General features: G+C 68.8%; 19 protein-coding genes. 3 read left to right on the forward strand and 16 right to left on the reverse strand.

The genetic code is table 11. The features are described from left to right. Window positions 1-125: 125 nt before the first annotated feature. Window positions 126-437 (forward strand): DnaJ family domain-containing protein, encoded by a 312-nt coding sequence (locus pbN1_RS10715; protein ID WP_169201580.1) that lies wholly within the window; start codon window positions 126-128, stop codon window positions 435-437. Window positions 438-473: 36 nt separating this feature from the next. Here pbN1_RS10715 and pbN1_RS10720 read toward each other — a convergent pair whose 3' ends face one another. The 11 genes from pbN1_RS10720 to pbN1_RS10770 all read right to left on the reverse strand — a co-directional run bounded on the left by pbN1_RS10720 (window position 474) and on the right by pbN1_RS10770 (window position 9,850). Further along, window positions 474-1,556 (reverse strand): ethylbenzene dehydrogenase-related protein, encoded by a 1,083-nt coding sequence (locus tag pbN1_RS10720; protein ID WP_244856913.1) that lies wholly within the window; start codon window positions 1,554-1,556, stop codon window positions 474-476. Between the two features lie 187 nt (window positions 1,557-1,743). Next, window positions 1,744-2,535: an ABC transporter permease gene (locus pbN1_RS10725; protein ID WP_169201579.1), complete on the reverse strand. Its 792-nt coding sequence runs from the start codon at window positions 2,533-2,535 to the stop codon at window positions 1,744-1,746. Window positions 2,536-2,548: 13 nt separating this feature from the next. Further along, on the reverse strand, window positions 2,549-3,526 hold the full coding sequence (locus pbN1_RS10730; RefSeq protein ID WP_210147466.1) for an ATP-binding cassette domain-containing protein: 978 nt from the start codon (window positions 3,524-3,526) through the stop codon (window positions 2,549-2,551). 43 nt (window positions 3,527-3,569) lie between these two features. Further along, window positions 3,570-4,181 (reverse strand): glutathione S-transferase, encoded by a 612-nt coding sequence (locus pbN1_RS10735; RefSeq protein ID WP_169201578.1) that lies wholly within the window; start codon window positions 4,179-4,181, stop codon window positions 3,570-3,572. A 38-nt stretch (window positions 4,182-4,219) separates the two neighbouring features. Continuing rightward, entirely contained in the window at window positions 4,220-4,867 is a 648-nt protein-coding gene (locus pbN1_RS10740; protein WP_169118443.1) for an alpha/beta hydrolase, read from the reverse strand. After that, the gene (locus pbN1_RS10745) at window positions 4,864-5,184 is read right to left on the reverse strand and encodes a (2Fe-2S) ferredoxin domain-containing protein (RefSeq protein WP_011237845.1); all 321 of its coding nucleotides are present in this window, start codon (window positions 5,182-5,184) and stop codon (window positions 4,864-4,866) included. The genes pbN1_RS10740 and pbN1_RS10745 overlap by 4 nt, the downstream gene beginning before the upstream one ends. Window positions 5,185-5,275: 91 nt before the next feature. Next, entirely contained in the window at window positions 5,276-6,355 is a 1,080-nt protein-coding gene (locus pbN1_RS10750; protein ID WP_169201577.1) for a VanZ family protein, read from the reverse strand. A gap of 80 nt (window positions 6,356-6,435) precedes the next feature. Then, complete coding sequence (ubiT, locus tag pbN1_RS10755) at window positions 6,436-6,945, reverse strand: ubiquinone anaerobic biosynthesis accessory factor UbiT (protein WP_169201576.1); 510 nt, start codon at window positions 6,943-6,945, stop codon at window positions 6,436-6,438. 25 nt (window positions 6,946-6,970) lie between these two features. Next, window positions 6,971-7,867: a U32 family peptidase gene (locus tag pbN1_RS10760; RefSeq protein WP_169201634.1), complete on the reverse strand. Its 897-nt coding sequence runs from the start codon at window positions 7,865-7,867 to the stop codon at window positions 6,971-6,973. 23 nt (window positions 7,868-7,890) lie between these two features. Further along, complete coding sequence (gene ubiU, locus pbN1_RS10765) at window positions 7,891-8,904, reverse strand: ubiquinone anaerobic biosynthesis protein UbiU (protein ID WP_210147467.1); 1,014 nt, start codon at window positions 8,902-8,904, stop codon at window positions 7,891-7,893. Window positions 8,905-9,028: 124 nt separating this feature from the next. Continuing rightward, window positions 9,029-9,850 carry an ABC transporter substrate-binding protein gene (locus pbN1_RS10770; RefSeq protein ID WP_169201574.1) on the reverse strand — a complete coding sequence of 274 codons (822 nt, stop codon included), beginning with the start codon at window positions 9,848-9,850 and terminating at the stop codon, window positions 9,029-9,031. A gap of 354 nt (window positions 9,851-10,204) precedes the next feature. On the opposite strand from pbN1_RS10770, the gene pbN1_RS10775 reads away from it, so the two are divergent. Further along, a complete protein-coding gene (locus pbN1_RS10775) occupies window positions 10,205-11,308 on the forward strand; it encodes a substrate-binding domain-containing protein (protein WP_210147468.1) in 1,104 nt (367 codons plus the stop codon). Between the two features lie 113 nt (window positions 11,309-11,421). On the opposite strand, the gene hcrB is transcribed toward pbN1_RS10775, so the two are convergent. From hcrB to pbN1_RS10795, 4 genes are all read right to left on the reverse strand, one after another. After that, window positions 11,422-12,408, reverse strand: a complete 987-nt coding sequence (gene hcrB, locus pbN1_RS10780) for a 4-hydroxybenzoyl-CoA reductase subunit beta (RefSeq protein WP_169201573.1) — start codon at window positions 12,406-12,408, stop codon at window positions 11,422-11,424. Next, window positions 12,408-14,792 (reverse strand): 4-hydroxybenzoyl-CoA reductase subunit alpha, encoded by a 2,385-nt coding sequence (gene hcrA / locus pbN1_RS10785; RefSeq protein WP_210147469.1) that lies wholly within the window; start codon window positions 14,790-14,792, stop codon window positions 12,408-12,410. Before hcrA ends, hcrB begins: the two co-directional genes overlap by 1 nt. Continuing rightward, window positions 14,789-15,265 carry a 4-hydroxybenzoyl-CoA reductase subunit gamma gene (gene hcrC, locus pbN1_RS10790; RefSeq protein WP_169201572.1) on the reverse strand — a complete coding sequence of 159 codons (477 nt, stop codon included), beginning with the start codon at window positions 15,263-15,265 and terminating at the stop codon, window positions 14,789-14,791. The genes hcrA and hcrC overlap by 4 nt, the downstream gene beginning before the upstream one ends. Window positions 15,266-15,343: 78 nt before the next feature. Then, window positions 15,344-15,682 (reverse strand): hypothetical protein, encoded by a 339-nt coding sequence (locus tag pbN1_RS10795; protein ID WP_169201566.1) that lies wholly within the window; start codon window positions 15,680-15,682, stop codon window positions 15,344-15,346. Here pbN1_RS10795 and pbN1_RS10800 point away from each other — a divergent pair. After that, window positions 15,666-16,718 carry a type II asparaginase gene (locus pbN1_RS10800; protein WP_244856915.1) on the forward strand — a complete coding sequence of 351 codons (1,053 nt, stop codon included), beginning with the start codon at window positions 15,666-15,668 and terminating at the stop codon, window positions 16,716-16,718. The two genes, pbN1_RS10795 and pbN1_RS10800, sit on opposite strands and share 17 nt — an antisense overlap. A 24-nt stretch (window positions 16,719-16,742) precedes the next feature. Here pbN1_RS10800 and pbN1_RS10805 read toward each other — a convergent pair whose 3' ends face one another. Beyond that, window positions 16,743-18,209 carry a high affinity choline transporter 1 gene (locus pbN1_RS10805; RefSeq protein WP_169201570.1) on the reverse strand — a complete coding sequence of 489 codons (1,467 nt, stop codon included), beginning with the start codon at window positions 18,207-18,209 and terminating at the stop codon, window positions 16,743-16,745. Window positions 18,210-18,269 lie beyond the last annotated feature (60 nt).

An 18,269-nucleotide genomic window follows, 5' to 3' on the forward strand; every position in this document is an offset into this window, starting at 1 on the left:
CAGGCAGGCCGCAGCTGTGCGCGGCGCAGGAAAACGCGTGGAACTTTGACTCTGCCGGCCGTTCAGATCGTGCGGCGCTGCCGTCCCTTGCGCGGGCTCGGGGCTACTGCGCGCCGCACTTTTCGATGCCGCCATCCGTTTTCGACATCCTCGCCGAACAGCGCATCGCCGAAGCCATCCGGCGCGGCGAATTCGACAACCTGCCCGGCGCGGGGCGCCCCCTCCATCTGGACGACGAACCTCTCGTGTCGCCGGAACAGCGCATGGCGAACCGGATACTGAAGAACGCCGGCTTCGCGCCGGCCGAAATCATGCTGCGCCGCGAAATCGCCGCGCTGCGGGGGCAATTGGCCGACAGCGCCGGCAGCGAGCGTGACGATATCAAGCGGCGCCTCGCGCAGCTGGTCGCGGCGCTCGGCATGATGTCGCGCCGGTGATCGGCGCTGCGTGCGGTCGTCCGGAGGTCTGAAAGGTCAGGGCAGCTTGACCGCCTCGATCTTCGCCTTTGCGCCGATCCCCCGCGTCGTCGGCAGCGGCACGTAATGGGCGCGGCTGGTGACGTTGTCGTCATGGACCGCGAAGCCGACGTTATACACGCCCCCTTCGGCGAGCGCCTTGTCGTCACTGCTCGCGAGGCCGAGCGGGCGGATGATGACGACGGTCCAGACGCCGTCCTGCCAGCTGCCCGAAGCCTTGTTGTCGGCCGCCGAACCGCTCGCCTGCGCCGCGCTGAGAACATACTGCGGCAGCATGTCGCCCTCCTTCCAGCCTGCGCCGGCATCGAAGGGTGCGGCGTTGCCGCCCTGGACGAGAAGGTGTTCCTTCTTGAACACCTGCTCGGCCGTGACGGCCTTGGCGCCGGCCTTTGCGGCGTCGAACATGAACTTCGGCTGCTTTGTCTCCTTGTCCAGGTTCGAAGCGAAAGGATTCTTGCCTGCGTCGAAATTGCGGTATTCGAGGACGTACCCGTCGTCGGCCATGCCGACCGGATTGCTGCGGTGCGCACGCCACTGGATCAGGTCGACGAAGCCGCCCGCCGCCTTGAGGCGCTCGATCTCGGCGAGCGGCTTGCCGGTCTTCCAGTCGGACGGGTCGGTGCGCGTTGCCGGCAGGTATTTGCGCACGTCGGTTTTCTTGATCGCCGCCAGCAGCGGGTTGGCCGCCACTTCCTCGCTGCTCGCCTGCCCGCGGGTGTCGCGCTCGCCATCGTGGCACGTCAGCCAGCACCCCTGCTCGGCGAACAGCGGCACCTTGCCGTCGTCGAGCATGATCGACACGCGGTCTTCATAGATCGCCGGTTGCTTGCCGTCGCGGACCTCCTGCTTGAGACGCGGGCCGCCGTACGCTTTCCACTCCTTGCCGTCGAAACGGTAATACGGGTATTCGACGCCGGGCCACGCGCCTTTCGTTTTCCACTGCAGGCGCAGGTACGCGTTTCGCGTGTCGTAAGCGGCCTGGACCGTCAGAACAGCGTGATCTCTTCGGCGGGAACCTTCGACCAGTCGATGGTCGCCGGATCGGCTGCGATCGAGGGGCCGGCGGTGAGGACAGCGCAAATCGCGCTCAGTGCAAGCTTGTTCATGGCGTCTCCTGGTCGTGAAGAAGGGTTCTGGCGCCGGTTGCGTGGCGCTGCTGCCAAGATATGCCGGACAGCATAATACCGATACTGTCGACGCGGCAGATTCATGACGAGCGCGTTGACTCCGGGCAGCCGGGGCCGGGCCGATGAGCGATGTCAGGTCGCTACTTGAGAAGCCGCCGCCGCGTCAGCGCGAGCGCCAGCCAGAAGGCTGCGGCGCCGTAGCCGGCGATGACGCCCAGATGCAGGGCGACGTTCTCCGGCAGCCGTCCGAGCAGCAGCGGGCGGGCGAGTTCGATCGCGTGCGTCAGCGGCAGCAGGGTCGCGGCGGCACGCAGCGCGGGGGGGAGCTGTTCGATCGGGAAGAACACACCGGACACCAGCGTCATCGGCGTGATGAACAACGTGAAGTAATACATGAAGAAGTCGTAGCTTGGCGCGAGCGCCGTCATCACCAGGCCGAGCGCGGCGAACGCGAGGCCGACGAGGAAGATCAGCGGCAGCAGCCACAGCACGTAACGGGTGTCGACGAGGCTGAAGGCCGAGATCACGAGCAGGATCGCGGCGCCCGACAGCAGCGCTTTCGACGCCGCCCACACCAGCTCGGCGAACACGACGTCGTCGAGGTCGATCGGTGCGTTCATGATCGCTTCCCAGGTCTTCTGCACGTGCATGCGCGAGAAACCGGAATACAGCACTTCGAACGACGCCGCATTCATCGTCGAATAGCACACCATGCCCGCCGCGAGAAAGCTGATGTAGCGCACGCCGCCGACTTCGGGCACCAGCATGCCGATGCCGAAGCCGAGGCCGAACAGGTAGATCACCGGGTCGGCGAGGTTGCCGAGCACCGACGGCAGCGCGAGCTTGCGCCAGACGAGGAAATTGCGCCGCCATACCGGGATGAAGCGGCGCGAGAGTTGCGGCGCGCGCCAGGAACTCGCTGAGGTCGGCATCGATTCGCTCTGGTCAGTCCCTGAGCTCGCGCCCGGTGAGCTTGAGGAACACGTCTTCTAGGTTCGCCGGGCGGTGCAGGTAACGCAGGCCGCTCTGCGCGGACAGGTGTGCGAGCAGCGGCGCCGCGTCCTCGACGTAGCAGAAGGCGGTCTCGCCGCTGACTTCGAAGCGCCGCGCGAACGCCGCCGCATGCCGCGCGGCCCAGGCTTCGGCGCCGCCCGCGGCACCGCCGCCGTTCCAGTCGCCGTAGACCTCGACGACCTGCGGCTCGATCTGCGCGGCGATGACATCGCGTGGGCTGCCTTCGGTCAGCATGCGTCCGGCGTCGAGAATCGCGAGGCGGTCGGCGAGGCGCTCGGCCTCGTCCATGAAATGGGTCGTCAGCAGGATCGTCGTGCCGGCGCGGCTCAGGTGCTTGAGGCGTTCCCAGATCAGGTGGCGCGCCTGCGGATCGAGGCCGGTGGTCGGCTCGTCGAGGATCAGCAGGTCGGGGCGGTTGACCAGCGCGCGGGCGAGCGTCAGGCGCCGCTTCATGCCGCCCGACAGCGCCTGGATGCGCGCGTCGCGCTTGCCCTCGAGGCCGGCGAACGCGAGCAGCTCCGGGATGCGCGCGCGGATCGTCGCCTCGTCGAGGCCGAAATAGCGGCCGTAGACGATCAGGTTCTCGGCGCACGTGAAATCGGGGTCGAGGCTGTCCTGCTGCGGCACGATGCCGACGCGCATGCGCGCTTCCCGCGCGCGCGCCGGCACCGGCAGGCCGGCGAGTCGGATCTCGCCGGCGGACGGCGCGGTGAGCCCGAGCGCGCAGCGCAGCGTCGTCGTCTTGCCGGCGCCGTTCGGGCCGAGCAGCGTGAAGCACTCGCCGCGTCGCAGCTCGAGGTCGATGCCGGCGACCACCTCGGTGTCGCCGTAGCGCTTGCGCAGGCCGCGGATCGACAGCGGGGAGGCCGGCGACCGGCTCGCGAGCGTCAGGGGACGATCCGCCTGCACCGGCTCTCCGGAAAAGTCCGTCCTCGCAAGATGCACTGCATCATCATCCTACCGGCGGCTTGGTGTCGGTGAAGCTCGGGCGGGCGAACAGGCGTGCGGCCAGTGCCGCGAGCGCGGGGTGCCCGGCGCGCCAGTCGTAGTCCGGATGGCGCAGGTCGAGGTAGGCGAGCGCGGCGCCGACCGCAATGTCGCCGAGGCTCAGGCTGTCGCCGTGCAGCCAGTGACGACCGGTCGCGCGCCGCTCGAGCTCGTCCAGCGCCCGGCCGATCTTGCCCGTCTGGTGCGCGATCTCGTCGTCGCTGCGCTTCGCCTCGGGGCGGCGCGACTCGAGCACCATCGCGACGGCCGCATCGGTGATGCCGTCGGCGAGCGCCTCGATCTGCCGCACCCGCACCGCCTCGATCGGTTCGTGCGGCAGCAGGTGCGGGGAAACGTTGAGGGTTTCGAGGTAGCCGGCGATGACGGGGGAATCGAAGAGCACTTCGCCGCCGTCGGTGAGCAGCGCCGGCACCTTGCCGAGCGGGTTCACGGAAGGGATGCGCGTGTTCACTTCCCACGGCGAATCGACGACGAGCTCGAACGGCAGCCCTTTTTCGGCGAGGATGATGCGGATCTTGCGCGCGTACGGGCTGGTGAGCGAGGCGAAAAGCTTCATTGCGGCGATCTCCTTGAGGGCGGGTGCCCGGGCACTGTTCAGCGCGGCGCCCAGGCGCGCGCGATGATGTCGCGGATCAGATGCAGCTTGCCGTGGAAGAAATGGTCGGCGCCCGGGACGACGACGATCGGCAGTTCCTGCGGTCGCGCCCAGTCGAGCACGTTCGCCAGCGCGACGTTCTCGTCCTCGGCGCCGTGGATCACCAGCGTATCCTTCGGCACCGCTTCGGTGGTGTAGCTGCGCGCACCGCGCACTTCGCCGGTCGCGGTGCCGACCAGCACGATGCGCTCGGCCGGCGTCAGGCTGTCGGCGAGCCGTTTCGCGACCCGCGTCTGGACGAAGGCGCCGAACGAGAATCCGCCCAGCGCGATCGGCAGGCTGCCCCAGCGCGATTGCGCCCACGCGATCACCGACAGCATGTCCTCGGTCTCGGCGTCGCCATGGTCGTGCGCGCCCTCGCTCTTGCCGACGCCGCGGAAGTTCGGCCGGATCGTGGCGTAGCCGAGTTCGCGCAGGCTGCGGGCGAGCGTGTGGGCGATCTTGTTCGTGTTCGCGCCGCCGAACAGCGGGTGCGGATGGCACACCAGCGCGATGCCGCGGATCGTCCCGGGGACGTCGATCAGCGCCTCGATCGCGCCGTCCGGGCCGCGCAGCAGCACGCTTTCGCTCGCCTGCGGCCGGCTCATGCGGCGTCCGGCAGGCGCAGGCGGGTCACGATGCGGCCATGGACGAGATGCTCGTCGATGATCTCGTCGATGTCTTCCTTGTCGATATACGTGTACCAGACGTTGTCGGGGTACACGACGAGCACCGGGCCTTCGTCGCAGCGGTCGAGACAGCCGGCCTTGTTGATGCGGATCTTGCCGCGGCCCTTGAGGCCGAGCGCCGCGATGCGGTCTTTCGCATACGTCTGCATCCCGGTGGCGTTGTGGTTGTTGCAGCAGGTGTCGCCGGGTTCGCGCTGGTTGCAGCAGAAGAAAACGTGGTGCTTGAAGTAACTCATCGACGGTCTCCGGTGGGGAAGGTGGCCGGCGCCGCAACGCCGGACCGGCTTCGGGCCGATTATAGCTGCGGGACAATCCTCCCCGCGCAGTTCAGCGCCCGGCCAGGTGTTCGCCGCGCCACAGGCCGATCGCGGACAGGTAGGCCAGCGCGAGAAACGGCCACAGGTTCGCCGTGAGCCGGGTCAGACCGTGGAAGTTGAGGAAATTTCCCTGCGGCAGCGACGCCAGCCCGAGCATGAAATACGGGTTGTCGGGGAGCAGGTTCGTCAGCGTCGTGGCCGCCAGCATCGTCACGCCCGCGAGCGCGTGCTGGTGCAGGCGCGGCAGCAGCAGCGCCGCCGCCAGCAGCGGCACGCCGTACAGCAGCCCGCGCGTGGTGCCGGGCGTGAGCCACACCAGCGCCGCGCCGGGGGCGAAGAACGACGCGGTCGCGACGGTCTTCGCGGCAAGCCCGAGCAGCAACAGCAGCGCAACCGGCAGCGGACTGGCCGCCTGCATCATGCAGCGGCAGAAAAGGCCGACGGCGACGATGCTCACGGCGACGACGACCGATTCGAGCAGGATGAAGCGTTCGGGATCGAAATGCAGGGGCGTCGGCAGGCCGAGCAGCTGGCGCAGGTCGCCGCTGCCGAACAGCAGGCTGTCGGGCATCAGCTGCGCGAGCAGCCACAGGCCCAGCAGCATCAGGCCGAGGTCGCCCGAGTGGCCGGGAATGATGCGTTCGGAGCGCCAGCGGTGCAGCCAGCCGCGCTCGTCGAACAGCGCATGGCCCCAGCGCGCGCCGGCGAGCGCGCCGATCAGGCCGCCGAGGACGTTGAACCCGAGGTCGATGTTCGACGACACGCGGGTCGGCAGGAAATTCTGCGTGACTTCCATCGAGAAGCTCAGCACGCCGGCGATCAGCGTCGCGACCACGACTGCGCCGGCGCGCCCGAGGCGCTCGGGGAGCGCCGGCGCGAGCACGAAGCCGAACGGCACGAAGCCGAGCAGGTTGAGCGCGAGATCGGCGTAGCGGAAATACTTCGGCCACGGCGCGAACAGGAAGTCCAGCGGTGGCAGGCCCGTCGGCTTCCACCCGGCGAGCGGGTGCAGGCAGGCGTAGACGATCAGCAGTCCGTACGCGAAGGCGAGGTGGCGCGGCAGGGTGGGAACGGCGCGCGCGGCGGGCATCGGCAGGTCCGGGCGAAGAATCTGGGAAGCCGATTCTATCCCGGACGCCGGGGCGGGGACGTCGTCCCCGCTGCAGCGGATCAAACGGTGGTCGTCAGGCGGCTGTCCGCGCAGCGGTGGCGGGTGAGGGGGTTGAGCCGGCGCAGCACGTTGGCTGGCGCATATTCCTTCTGCAGCGCGTCCCAGTCCACGGCGTCGAGTGTGTTCTTCACCAGCAGGCCGAGGTCTGTGTCGCCTTCGGTCAGCAGCCGGCGGCCGAAGAACAGCGTATCGGCATCTTCCTCGCGCAGCGCGAGCGCAAGGTAGTCGCGGACGTTCGCGGTCAGCGTGAGGTCGGGCGTGCCGCGACCGGACAGCGGACGAAAGCCGCGCGCGTCGAGCGTGAAGTCGAGCGTCAGCCCGGCGTCGCGGACCTTGATGCGCAGGTGCCGGCCGCTCAGCGGTTCGAGGTTCTCGCGCGGCAGGATGCGCCCGAGCGCGAGGTTCAGCGCGGTGGTCAGTGCGAACGTCGGCGGGCGCTGCGGCAGGCGCGCGGCAAGGCGCGCGAGCGGCGCGGGCAGCGTGAAGGCCGGGAGGCGAAGCGTGGTCATCGGGATGGGCTCCAGGAAGGCGGATTCAGGATGGAACGTATTGTTCCACACCCGGGCGGCCGTGCCAGAAACCGTTGCACGGCGCCTCGACCATGCATTCGGCGCTGCGGCGGAAAGCTTCCTGCGGGGCGAGCCGCTCGTCGGCGGATTCGCGGAACAGTTGCAGCACCCGGATCGTATGCTCGCCCTGCGGACTCACCCGCACGACCTGCGCCGAACGCCGCACCGACGACAGGTCGGCGAGCAGGTTATGCACGCGCGCCGATTGCGTCTGCACGCCGTTGAGCGTCAGGAAAGGTTCGCCTTCGCGCGTGCGCAGCACCAGGCCGTCGCTCATGCCGAGGCAGCGGAATTCGCAGGTGTCCTTCTGCAGGTTGAAGTGGCGCGCGGTGAAGCAGCGCGCCGAATGCGCGAGCGGCAGCCGGCCCCACGCGAGCACCTCGGTCTTGATCTGCGGCGCGCCCGACGCGAGCAGCTCGGCGAGCACCGCGCCCGACATCTCCGGCGGCGCGACCCAGCGCGTCGCGCCCGACTCGGCCAGCAGCGCAAGCGTGTGCGGATTGAAGATGTTCAGCGTCGGCCCGGCGATCCAGTCGCGTCGGCCGGCGCCTGTCAGCAGGTGCACGGCCGACATGTCGTTCGCCTCGACGCGGAAATCGGCCTGGGCGACGATGCGGCGCAATGCCTTGAGATCGGATTCGGATTCGATCAGCGACTGCGACGACAGCACGACTTCCTTGCCGGCCGCCCGCAGCATCGCGGCGACCTCGAGCCAGTCGTCGAGGCGCAGCTCGTGGCGGCGCGAGCACACGGTCTCGCCGACATAGACGACGTCGGCTGGGCTGTCGGCGACCTGCGCATAGAAGTCGAGCGTCGCCTGGCGTGGCCAGTAATAAAGGAGGGGGCCGAGAGCGAGTTTCATCGGGGTCATCGGGTTCATCGCGTTCATTTCCACGGCCGGTAGTACGCGCCGAGCGTATGGCTGCGGCCTTCGGAGACTTTGTCGAGCTCGGCGATCCAGGCCGGCTGGACGCGGAAGCCGTCAATGTCGCGCATCACGCGGTCGAGCGCCTCGCGCCACACGCGCGTGACCTGCGCGACGTAGGCCGGGCTCCTCTGGCGGCCTTCGATCTTGATCGCGCGAATGCCGGCGCGGGCGAGGTCGGGGAGCAGCTCCAGCGTGTTGAGGCTGGTCGGTTCCTCGATCGCGTAGTAGGTCTCGCCGCCCACGTCGAAGCGGCCCTTGCACAGCGTCGGGTAGCCGGCGCGTTCGCCGTCACCGAAGCGGTCGATGAGGATGCCGTTGAGCCGCGTCTCCATCCCGCTCGGCGTCTGTTCCCAGCGCACGTGCTTGCCCGGCGAGCACGCGCCGTTGCAGTTCGGCGATTCGCCCGTCGCGTACGCGGACAGCGCGCAGCGCCCCTCGACCATCACGCACAGGCCGCCGAAGCCGAACACTTCGATCTCGACCGCGGTGTTCGCGATCACCTGCTCGACCTGCGGCAGCGACAGCACCCGCGGCAACACCGCGCGCTGGATGCCGAAGCGTTCGGCGTAGAAGTTGATCGCCTCGTAGCTCGTCGCCGAGCCTTGCACCGACAGGTGCAGGCGCAGTGCCGGGTGCGTCTTCTGCGCATAGGCCATCAGGCCCGGGTCGGCGAGGATCACCGCGTCGATGCCGAGGTCGGCGGCGCGGTCGATCGCCGCGGTCCAGGCCGACCAGTTGCCTGCCTGCGGATAGGTATTGAGCGCGAGCAGCACCTTGCGGCGGCGATCATGGGCGTAGCGCACGCCTTCGCGCATCGCGTTGGCGTCGAAATTGAGCCCCGTGAAGTTGCGCGCGTTGGTCGCGTCCTTGAAGCCGAGATAGACGCAATCGGCGCCGTGGTCGACGGCCGTCTTCAGCGCCGGCAGGCTTCCTGCCGGGCAGACGAGTTCTATTCTGGAATTGGAGGTCATGGAGGGGGCTGGGGAAAAGAGCCCCGCAACCATAGTGCGACTCGCCCCGGGCCGCGTTGACCGGGGTCAAGGGCGCGGCCGGCGGCTCCGTGCAAGCGCCGGCCCCCGTTGCGGCGATCGAAACCTACCGTGCCGCGTTCGGGAAGAACAACTGCTCGCCGCCGATCCTGTAGGCGGCGATCGCCTGTTGGCCCGCCGGGGAGACGATCCAGTCGATGAACTGCTGGCCAAGTTCGCGCTTGACGTGCGGGTGCTTCGCGGGATTCACGAGGATCACACCGTACTGGTTGAACAGCCGCTGGTCGCCTTCGACGACGATCGCCAGGTCCTGGCGGTTCCTGAACGACAGCCACGTGCCGCGGTCGGCGAGGAGGTAGGCGCCGAGCGACGCCGCCATGTTCAGCGCCGGCCCCATGCCCGAGCCCGAGTCGCGGTACCACGGCCCCTTCGCCTGCTCGATGTCGATGCCGGCGAGCTTCCACAGCCGCAGTTCGGCCGCGTGCGTGCCGCTCTTGTCGCCGCGCGACACGAACGGTGCCTGCGCCGCCTCGATCTTCTTCAGCGCCGCGACGATGTCGCGCCCGCCGGCGACCTTCGCCGGATCGCTCTTTGGTCCGACGAGGACGAAGTCGTTGTACATGACGTCGCGGCGCCCGACGCCGTGGCCTTCGGCGACGAATTTCTCTTCGGCTGCGCGGTCATGCACGAATACCACGTCCGCGTCGCCGCGCCGCGCGGTATCGAGCGCCTGGCCGGTGCCGAGCGCGACGACGCGCACCTCGATGCCGGACTGCTGCTCGAACGCCGGCAGGATGTGGCCGAACAGGCCGGACTGCTCGGTCGAGGTCGTCGACGAGACGATGATGAACCTGTCGCCGGCGTGCGCGGCGGCGAGGCCGAGCACGCAGGCGAAGGCGGTCAGCAGGGGGCGAAGCAGATGTGCCATGAAGAATCTCCGTGAAAAGAAAATGTTGGTGAAAACCCGGAATCGCGCGCCAAACAGCGCCCATCTGCAGGGTGTTGTACCAAAAGCCGCGGCGAGCGGGCCAGCGCGATGCGAATGCGCGGAGTGTTCTTCGGCAAATGCATGCATAAGTCCATCGGCATCGCCGGCGCGCTTCGCGTGCTGCATTTCGCCGGTCTGCCGGGGATATCCCGTTCCTGCCCGGTTACAGCCCCTCGGCGCTGGCAAAAATGACTGTTGCTTCTTGTCGGGGGTGAATGGGTTTCCCCGGTGAACACGGACTTTCGGCGGGTGCGGCGTGAAAGTCGCCGCAGCGTTTTCGGGTAAGCTTTTCCGATGAGCGTGAAACTCGAATACCGTTTCGTCGCCGGGGTGGCCGAGGCGCCGCCAGCAGCGGCACTGCAGCTGCAGAATCCGCTGCTGGCGATGCTCGACGCGATCCGTGTGCAAGGATCGATCGGCAAGGCGGCGACGCAGCTCGGGCTGTCGTACCGCCATCTGTGGGGCGAGCTGAAGAAGCACGAGGCGATTTTCGGCCAGGCGCTGCTCGCCAGCGGCCAGGGCCGGGCGGCGCGGCTGTCGGCGTTCGGCGAACGCCTGCTGTGGGCGGAAAAGCGCATCCTCGCGCGCCTGCTGCCGCAGGCGGAGAGCCTCGCCGGCCAGCTCGACCGCGAACTGTTGCTGGCCGTCGATCCGGGGCTGGCGCTGCTGCCGGCCTGTGCGAGCCACGATCTGCTGTTCGGCGTGCTGCGGGACGCGCTGCTGGGCGGCGCGCGCGTGCTGCTCGATGTCGAATACGTCGGCAGCACGCGCGCGCTCGAACGCCTCAATGCCGGTGCCTGCACCGTGGCGGGCATCCACCTGCCGCTCGATGACGAACGGCTGTGCCGGCGCGGCTCGCGGATCCACCTCGCCCTCGGGTGCGAACTGCGGCTCGGCGTGCACAAGCTGATCCGCTTCGCCCGCCGCGAACAGGGGCTGATCGTCGCGCCCGGCAACCCGCTCGGGCTGGTCTCGCTGAACGACCTCGCGAGACCCGGCGTGGTGTTCGTCAATCGCCTGCGGGGTTGCGGCACGCGGCTGATGTTCGACGAACTGCTCGCGCGCGCGAACGTGCCGCCAGCGGCGGTGGCCGGCTACGACACCGAGGAGCCCACCCATCTGTCGGTCGCGGCGAACGTCGCCGCCGGCAGCGCGAGCTGCGGCTTCGGCCTGCGCGCCGCGGCCGCGCGCTTCGGCCTCGATTTTGTCCCGCTCGCGCACGAGCAGTATTTCCTCGTCTGCCTCAAGGATGCGCTGGACACGGCGGCAATGGAGGCGGTCATCGGCGTGTTGCGCAGCGCAGATTTTCGGCGGCTGGCCGGGGCGGTGCCGGGCTACGATGCCGAAGCCGCAGGCGAGATCGTGTCGCTGCGGCGCACGCTGCCCTGGTACAAGTAGCGCGGCAGGCGCGGCCCCTGCCGGATCCCGGCCACGCCCATGCCGACGCTCCCCGGTGGGCAGATCCGGCCTGCGGCTCATCCGCCTTGTCGTGACGATTTCTTCGCGGGTCGTCAGCGTCGCTTCGCTTCGTCCCACAGCCTACGCACGAGGCGCTTCGCGAGCACCGGCGTCGCGCGGCGGCGGTAGGGCACGCTGACGAGCGTCGTCTCCATCGGCTGGATCGCACGCTTGATCTGGCGCTCGATGACCTCGAGCGCCGCGTCGTCGAGCGGCTGCCCGGCGAGCGTGTCGAGGCCGCCGACGAATTCGGGCCGCGACGACACGCCGGTGCAGGCGATGCGCAGCTCGCCGATCGCGTCGCCGTCGCGCCGCAACGCCACCGCGACGCCGGCGAGCGGGAAGTCGATCGCGCCGCGCACGCGCAGCTTTTCGTAGCCGCTGAGCCGGCCGGCGACGAGCGGCACCGTGACGGCGAACAGCAACTCGTCGGCTCCCAGCGCGAGCCAGCGCATGCCGTCGTCGACGTAGAGTTCGGCGAGCGGCAGGCGCCGGATCCCTTGCGGGCCGAGGAGCTCGACCTCGGCGCCGAGCGCGAGCAGCGCGGGCGCGACATCGCCGCTGAAGGCCGCATAGCAGCGGCTCGATTTCGGTGCGACGCGGCAGATGTCGCCAGCGAGCTTCATGCAGTAGTTGTTGCCCTGGCGCCAGCTCTCGCTCTGGTTGAAGTACTGGCAGCGCGTTTCGAGGCACAGGTTGCCGCCGAGCGTCGCCGCGGTGCGGTGCGTTGGGCCGGCGACGCAGAGCGCGGCCTGTGCGAGGGCCGGCAGATGGGCGCCCACTGTGGGGTCGGCGGCGAGCGTCGCGAGCGTGACGCCGGCGCCGATGCGCAGCGTGTCGCCGCTGCGCTGCAGTTCGCGCATCTCCCCGACGTTGCCGAGGTCGATGACGACGTCGGCGTCGACGAGTCCGCGGCGCATGTTCGGCACGAGGTCGGTGCCGCCGGCGATGAAGCGGCTCGCCGGATGTTCGCCGCGCAGGCGGACCGCGTCGGCGGCGCTCACCGGACGCAATACACTGAAATCGGACAGCGCGCCCATCATGCTTCTCCTTTTGCGGTGGCCGGCGCAGGGGCGCCGACGCGGGGTTTGCGGTGCAGCGCGTCGAAGACCCGGTCCGGCGTGAAGGGCATTGCCTGGATGCGGGTGCCGGTGGCGTCCTCGATCGCCGCGGCGACCGCGGACATCACGCCGGCCAGCGGGCCTTCGCTCGCTTCCTTGGCGCCGAACGGGCCGTTCGGGTCGAGGCTCTCGACGATATGCACTTCGATGTCGGGCGATTCGATGATCGTCGGCACGCGGTAGTCGAGCAGGCTGACCGCCTTGTGGCGGCCGTTCTCATAGACCGTCTCCTCCGAGATCGCCTGCCCCATGCCCATCCAGATCGCGCCCTGGACCTGGCCTTCGACCGACATCGGGTTGATCGCGAAGCCACAGTCGATCGCGGACCAGACCTTATCGACGGTGACCGTGCCGAGCTCGGTGTCGACGCTGACTTCGACCGCCTGCGCGGCATACGAGAAACCCATCGTCGAGCCGACCGCACCGCCGCGCTGCTTGCCGCCCTGGAACTCGGTGGGACACGTGAAAGTGCCCTTGACGGTCAGCATGCCGACATCGACGAGGGCTTCCTCGACGATGTCGTGGAACGGGATCTGGCGCGACGCATCGCCGACGACCGCGGCGGCTTCGCCGAGCCAGTCGACATCGGCCTCGGAAACCTGCAGCCGCTTCGCCGCAGCGGCGACCAGCACGCGCTTGAGGTTGCGCGCGGCATCTGCTGCGGCGTTGCCAACCATGAAAGTCACCCGTGACGAATACGAGCCGTTGTCCTTTGGCGTCAGCGCGGAGTCCGTGGCGATGAGGCGTAGGCGGCGGTACTCGACGCCGAGGATTTCGGCGACGACCTGGGTGATGATCGTCGACGAGCCCTGGCCGATGTCGGAAGCGCCCGTCAGGATCGTGATGCCGGCGTCGAAATCGACGCGCAGCGCGATTGTCGCGTGCGGCTGGCCAGTGAAATGCACCGGCTTGGCCGAGCCGCTGACGAAGTGCGAGCAGGCGATGCCGATGCCGCGCTTGATCGGGCCGTCGCTGTCGGCCTTGAGCCGCGCGGCACGCTCGCGCCAGCCGCTCGCCTGCTCGACCCAGTCGAGGCACTCGGGCAGGCCGTAGCTCATCACCTTGAGGCCGTTGATCGTCTCGGTCGGCGCCTTGAGCAGGTTGCGGCGGCGCACCGCGAAGGCGTCGAGGCCGAGTTCGGCGGCCATCATGTCGAGCAGCGATTCGAACGCGAAGCGCACATTGACCGTGCCGTGGCCACGCATCGCGCCGCACGGCGGGTTGTTCGTGTAGACGCGGTAGCCGTCGTACTTGACCGCGGGAAGGTCGTAGAGGCCGTTCAACAGCGCGCCTGCATACAGGATAGTCACCAGCCCGTAGCCGCCGTACGCGCCGCCGCGCTGCACGACCTCGGCCTCGCAGGCGGTCATGCGCCCGTCGCGCGTCAGGCCGAGCTTCATGCGGACCTGAGTCTGCGGCCGGCCGCGGTGCGTGAGGAAGGCTTCCTCGCGCGTCTGCAGCAGGCGCACGGTGCCGCGTGCCGCGCGGGCGAGCAGCCCGGCGATGATCTCGAAGTTCAGCGTCTCGACGCGGTGACCGAAGCCGCCGCCGACGAACGGCTTGATGACGCGGATATAGGCCGCGTCGAGCTTCATGCAGCGCGACAGCGATTCATGCACGTAGTACGGCACCTGGGTCACCGACCACAGCGTGAGGTGCCCGCGCTCGTTGTCCCACGCCGCGAGCGCGGCGTTCGGCTCCATCATCGCGTGGTGGACTTCGGCGCACTCGAAGGTGTCCTCGCGGATCAGGTCGGCCGCTGCGAAACCGGCGGCGGTGTCGCCGAACTCGTTGTGCACCTCGCGCTCGATGTTGCCTTTCTTGTTGTCGTGCAGCAGCACAGCGTCGGCCTTGCGCGCATCGGCCGCGGCGAAATAGGCCGGCAGTTCGCGCACCTTCAGCCGGATCAGCGCGAGCGCCGCGTCGGTGGTCGCCTCGTCAATCGCGGCGACGGCGGCGACCGGCTCGCCGACATAGCGGATGCGGCCGCGCGCGAGCGGGAATTCATTCTGCGCGATCGGGATCACCCCGTAAGGCGTGTCGCAGTCGTCACCGGTGACGATGCCGCGCACGCCGGGCAGCTTCAGCGCTTCGCTGATATCGACCTCGAGCAGCTCGGCGTGCGCGTAGGGGCTGCGCAGGATCTTGCCGACCAGCGCACCCTGGGCCGGCAGGTCGGCAGTGTAGCGGGCCGTGCCGGTGACTTTCTCGACGCCGTCGATGAGCGGCAGGCGGGCGCCGACGCCGCGCGGTGCAGCGTTGGCCGCGCCGGGCTTGCGCAATTCGCGGTCGGGCGCGTTCATGCCGGCACCTCGCTGCCGCAGGCGGCAGCCTCGACCGATTCGATGATCTTCACGTAGCCGGTGCAGCGGCACAGGTTGCCGGCGAGCGCCGCGCGGATCTCGTCGCGCGACGGCTGCGGGTTGCTGCGCAACAGCGCTTCGGCCGCCATGATCATGCCCGGCGTGCAGAAGCCGCACTGGCTGCCGAGATGCTCGTGGAACGCGCGCTGCAGCCGCGACAGGTTGCCCTCGTGGCTGAGGCCCTCGATCGTCTCGACCGAGCGCCCGGCGACGCTGTGCGCGAGCGTGCAGCACGCGAGGCGTGGCTGGCCGTCGACGAGCACGGTGCAGGCGCCGCATTCGCCGCCGTCGCAGCCCTGCTTCGTGCCGGTCAGGCCGAGCGTGTCGCGCAGGTAGTCGATCAGCAACGCATTCCCGGCCACTGCGTCCTCGCGCGGCCGGCCATTCACCGAAAGTGTCAGCAGGGTCTTCATGTCGCCTCCTTGGGCGAACCGCCGCGAGCGCAGGTGCGATCCTCGCCGGTCCGGCATCAATGTTTGATATCAAACAATTTAACGTGAAGCGATGCTAGCACCGTTGGAGGCAACGGAAAATATGAAGCGCAAAGCAGCGGTCGGTCGCGAGGCTGCCCCTGGAAGCGCATGATTTTCAATGGATTCGAGCCGATGATGCGAATGCTCGGCCTGCTCCGGCTGCAATAAACGGCCGCGGTTTGTGCGCTCGCCCGAAAGGCACGCAGCAGCTGCCGCAACTTTTTTGTCGGCGTCCCGCCGCAGCGCCGGGACGGACGTGCAGTCGGGGTGCGGGCGTGATTTGACCTCGCCGGAGCCGGAGGGAACAATGGCCGGCATCGAAACCCGGAGAGCCTGTGCGATGAATTCCGGCAACATGGCTGGCGCAGCGGAAGGAAGATCGCGCGCCGCGACGGGCGAAGGACAGCCGGCGCTGCCGCGCATCGTGCTGCTCGGCACCGGCGGCACGATCGCGGCGGTGGCGAGCGATGCGACGCAGCTCCACGACTACACCGTCGGCGCGACCACCGACGAACTGCTCGCCGCCGTGCCGCAACTGCGGGCGCTCGCCGAGGTCCGCGGCGAACAGCTCGCCAATGTCGACAGCCGCGACATCGACAATGCGCTGCTGCTGAAGATCGCCCGCCGCGTCGACGCGCTGCTCGCGCAGCCCGATGTCGACGGCATCGTCATCACGCACGGCACCGACACGCTCGAGGAGACGGCGTATTTTCTCAACCTCGTGCTGAGGAGCGCGAAGCCGGTCGTGCTCGCCGGCGCGATGCGTCCGGCGACCGCGCTGAGCGCCGACGGGCCGCTGAACCTGTACAACGCTTTTCTCGTCGCCACCTGCGCGGCGGCGCACGGCAAGGGCGTGCTGGTGATGATGAACGACCGCATCGGCGCCGCGCGCTTCGTGACCAAGGCGGCCACCACCGTGCCTGACGCGTTTCGCGCGTTCGAGCAGGGCAACCTCGGCGAAGTCGCCGCGGGCAAGGTTCATTTCTTCACCGCGCCGTTGTGCCGGCACACCGTCGACAGCGAGTTCTCGCTCGCCGCGATCGGCGAGCTGCCGCACGTCGACATCCTCTACGACCACCAGGGCGCGGGGCTGCACCACTATCGCGCCGCGATTTCCGCCGGCGCGCGCGGCATCGTCGTTGCCGGCTGCGGCAACGGTGGCCTGTCGCCGGCGGCGCGTGCCGGCGCCGAAGAGGCGGCACGCCACAGCGTCGCGGTCGTGCGCTCGAGCCGGGTCGGACAGGGCGTGGTCACGGCGTCGGCCGACGACGCGGTGCTCGGCACCGTCGCGGCGAACTCGCTGAATCCGCACAAGGCCCGCATTCTGCTGATGCTCGCGCTCGGCCGTTCGCGCGACGCCGGCGAGCTGCAGTGCTGCTTCGACCAGTACTGAACCGGGCGCCGCGTGCGGCGGCGCTCAGCGCCCCGCGTGCGGCTGGTGCTGCGTCTGCAGGTGGGCGGCGACGTGGCCGTGGACGGGCTTGACCAGCGTCTGCGGCAGCAGCGAACCGGCGATCATGCCGACGATGCCCGCGAGCATGCCGGCGAAATGCGGCGGGACGTCGGCGTCGGGGGCGGCGATCTCGAGCAGCACCCAGACGACGAGGCCGGCCAGGATCGACACCAGCGCGCCCTGCGTGCTGGCGCGCTTCCAGTACAGGCCGAACGCGAGCGGCACGAAGGCGGTCGCGAGCGTGACCTTGTAGGCGTTCTCGACCATGCCGTGGATCGTCTCCTCGGTGTACGTCGCATACCACGTGATCAGCAGCGCGAACGCGACGACGACGAGCCGCGTGAGCAGCAGGAACTGGCGATCGTCGAGGTGGCGGAACGTGCCGCGCAGGATGTTCTCGGAGAAGGTCACCGAGGGTGCGAGCAGCGTGCCCGAAGCGGTGCTCATAATCGCCGACAGCAGCGCGCCGAAGAACATCACCTGCGCGAACAGCGGAGTGTGCGCGAGAATCAGCTGCGGCAGGACGTGCTGGCTGTCGCTTTGCTGGTAGCGGGCGACCAGTTCGGGGTCGATCAGCGTCGCCGAGTACGCGATGAACAACGGCACGAACGCGAAGAGAAAGTAGCCGGAGCCGCCGAGCAGCGTGCCGCGCACGGCGATCTTCTCGTCGCGCGCCGAGTTCAGCCGCTGGAACACGTCCTGCTGCGGGATCGAGCCGAAACCCATCGTCAGGATACCGGCGAGGAAGGCGATGATGTCGGCCGGGTCGAGCGCGGGCAGGAAGTTCAGCTTGCCGGCGGCGCTCGCGTGGCTGACGACCGTGCCGACGCCGCCGGCCATGTCGCCGACCAGCCAGGCGATGTAGAACAGCCCGGCGATGATCACGATCATCTGCATGAAGTCGGTCAGCGCCACCGACCACATGCCGCCGAACAGCGTATACCCCAGCACCACCGCGGCGCCGATCATCATGCCGGCCTCGTTCGAGATCGCGCCGTCGGAGAGGGTGTTGAACACCAGGCCGAGCGCGGTGATCTGTGCCGCGACCCAGCCGAGGTAGGAGACGACGATCGCGATCGAACACAGCACCTCGACGGTGCGCCCGTAGCGCAAGCGGTAGTAGTCGCCGAGCGTCAGCAGGTTCATGCGGTACAGCGGGCGCGCGAAGAACAGGCCGACGAGGATCAGGCACAGCGACGCGCCGAACGGATCGGACCACAGCCCGCGCAGGCCTTCGTCGATGAACGTCGCGGAAATGCCTAGCACGGTTTCCGAGCCGAACCACGTCGCGAACACCGTCGCGGTGACGATGTACAGCGGCAGGTGGCGCCCGGCCGCGACGTAGTCGGTGGTGTTCTTGACGTGCGTCGCCGCGTACAGCCCGACGCCGATCGAAACCAGCAGGTAAGCGATGACGAAGCCGATCAGCATGGGCGGGTTCTTCCGGGGACGTGGATTGAGCGGGCCGAAGTTTAACGCAACGAATTTCGT

This window comes from Aromatoleum bremense (genome assembly GCF_017894365.1).
GTDB lineage: Bacteria > Pseudomonadota > Gammaproteobacteria > Burkholderiales > Rhodocyclaceae > Aromatoleum > Aromatoleum bremense.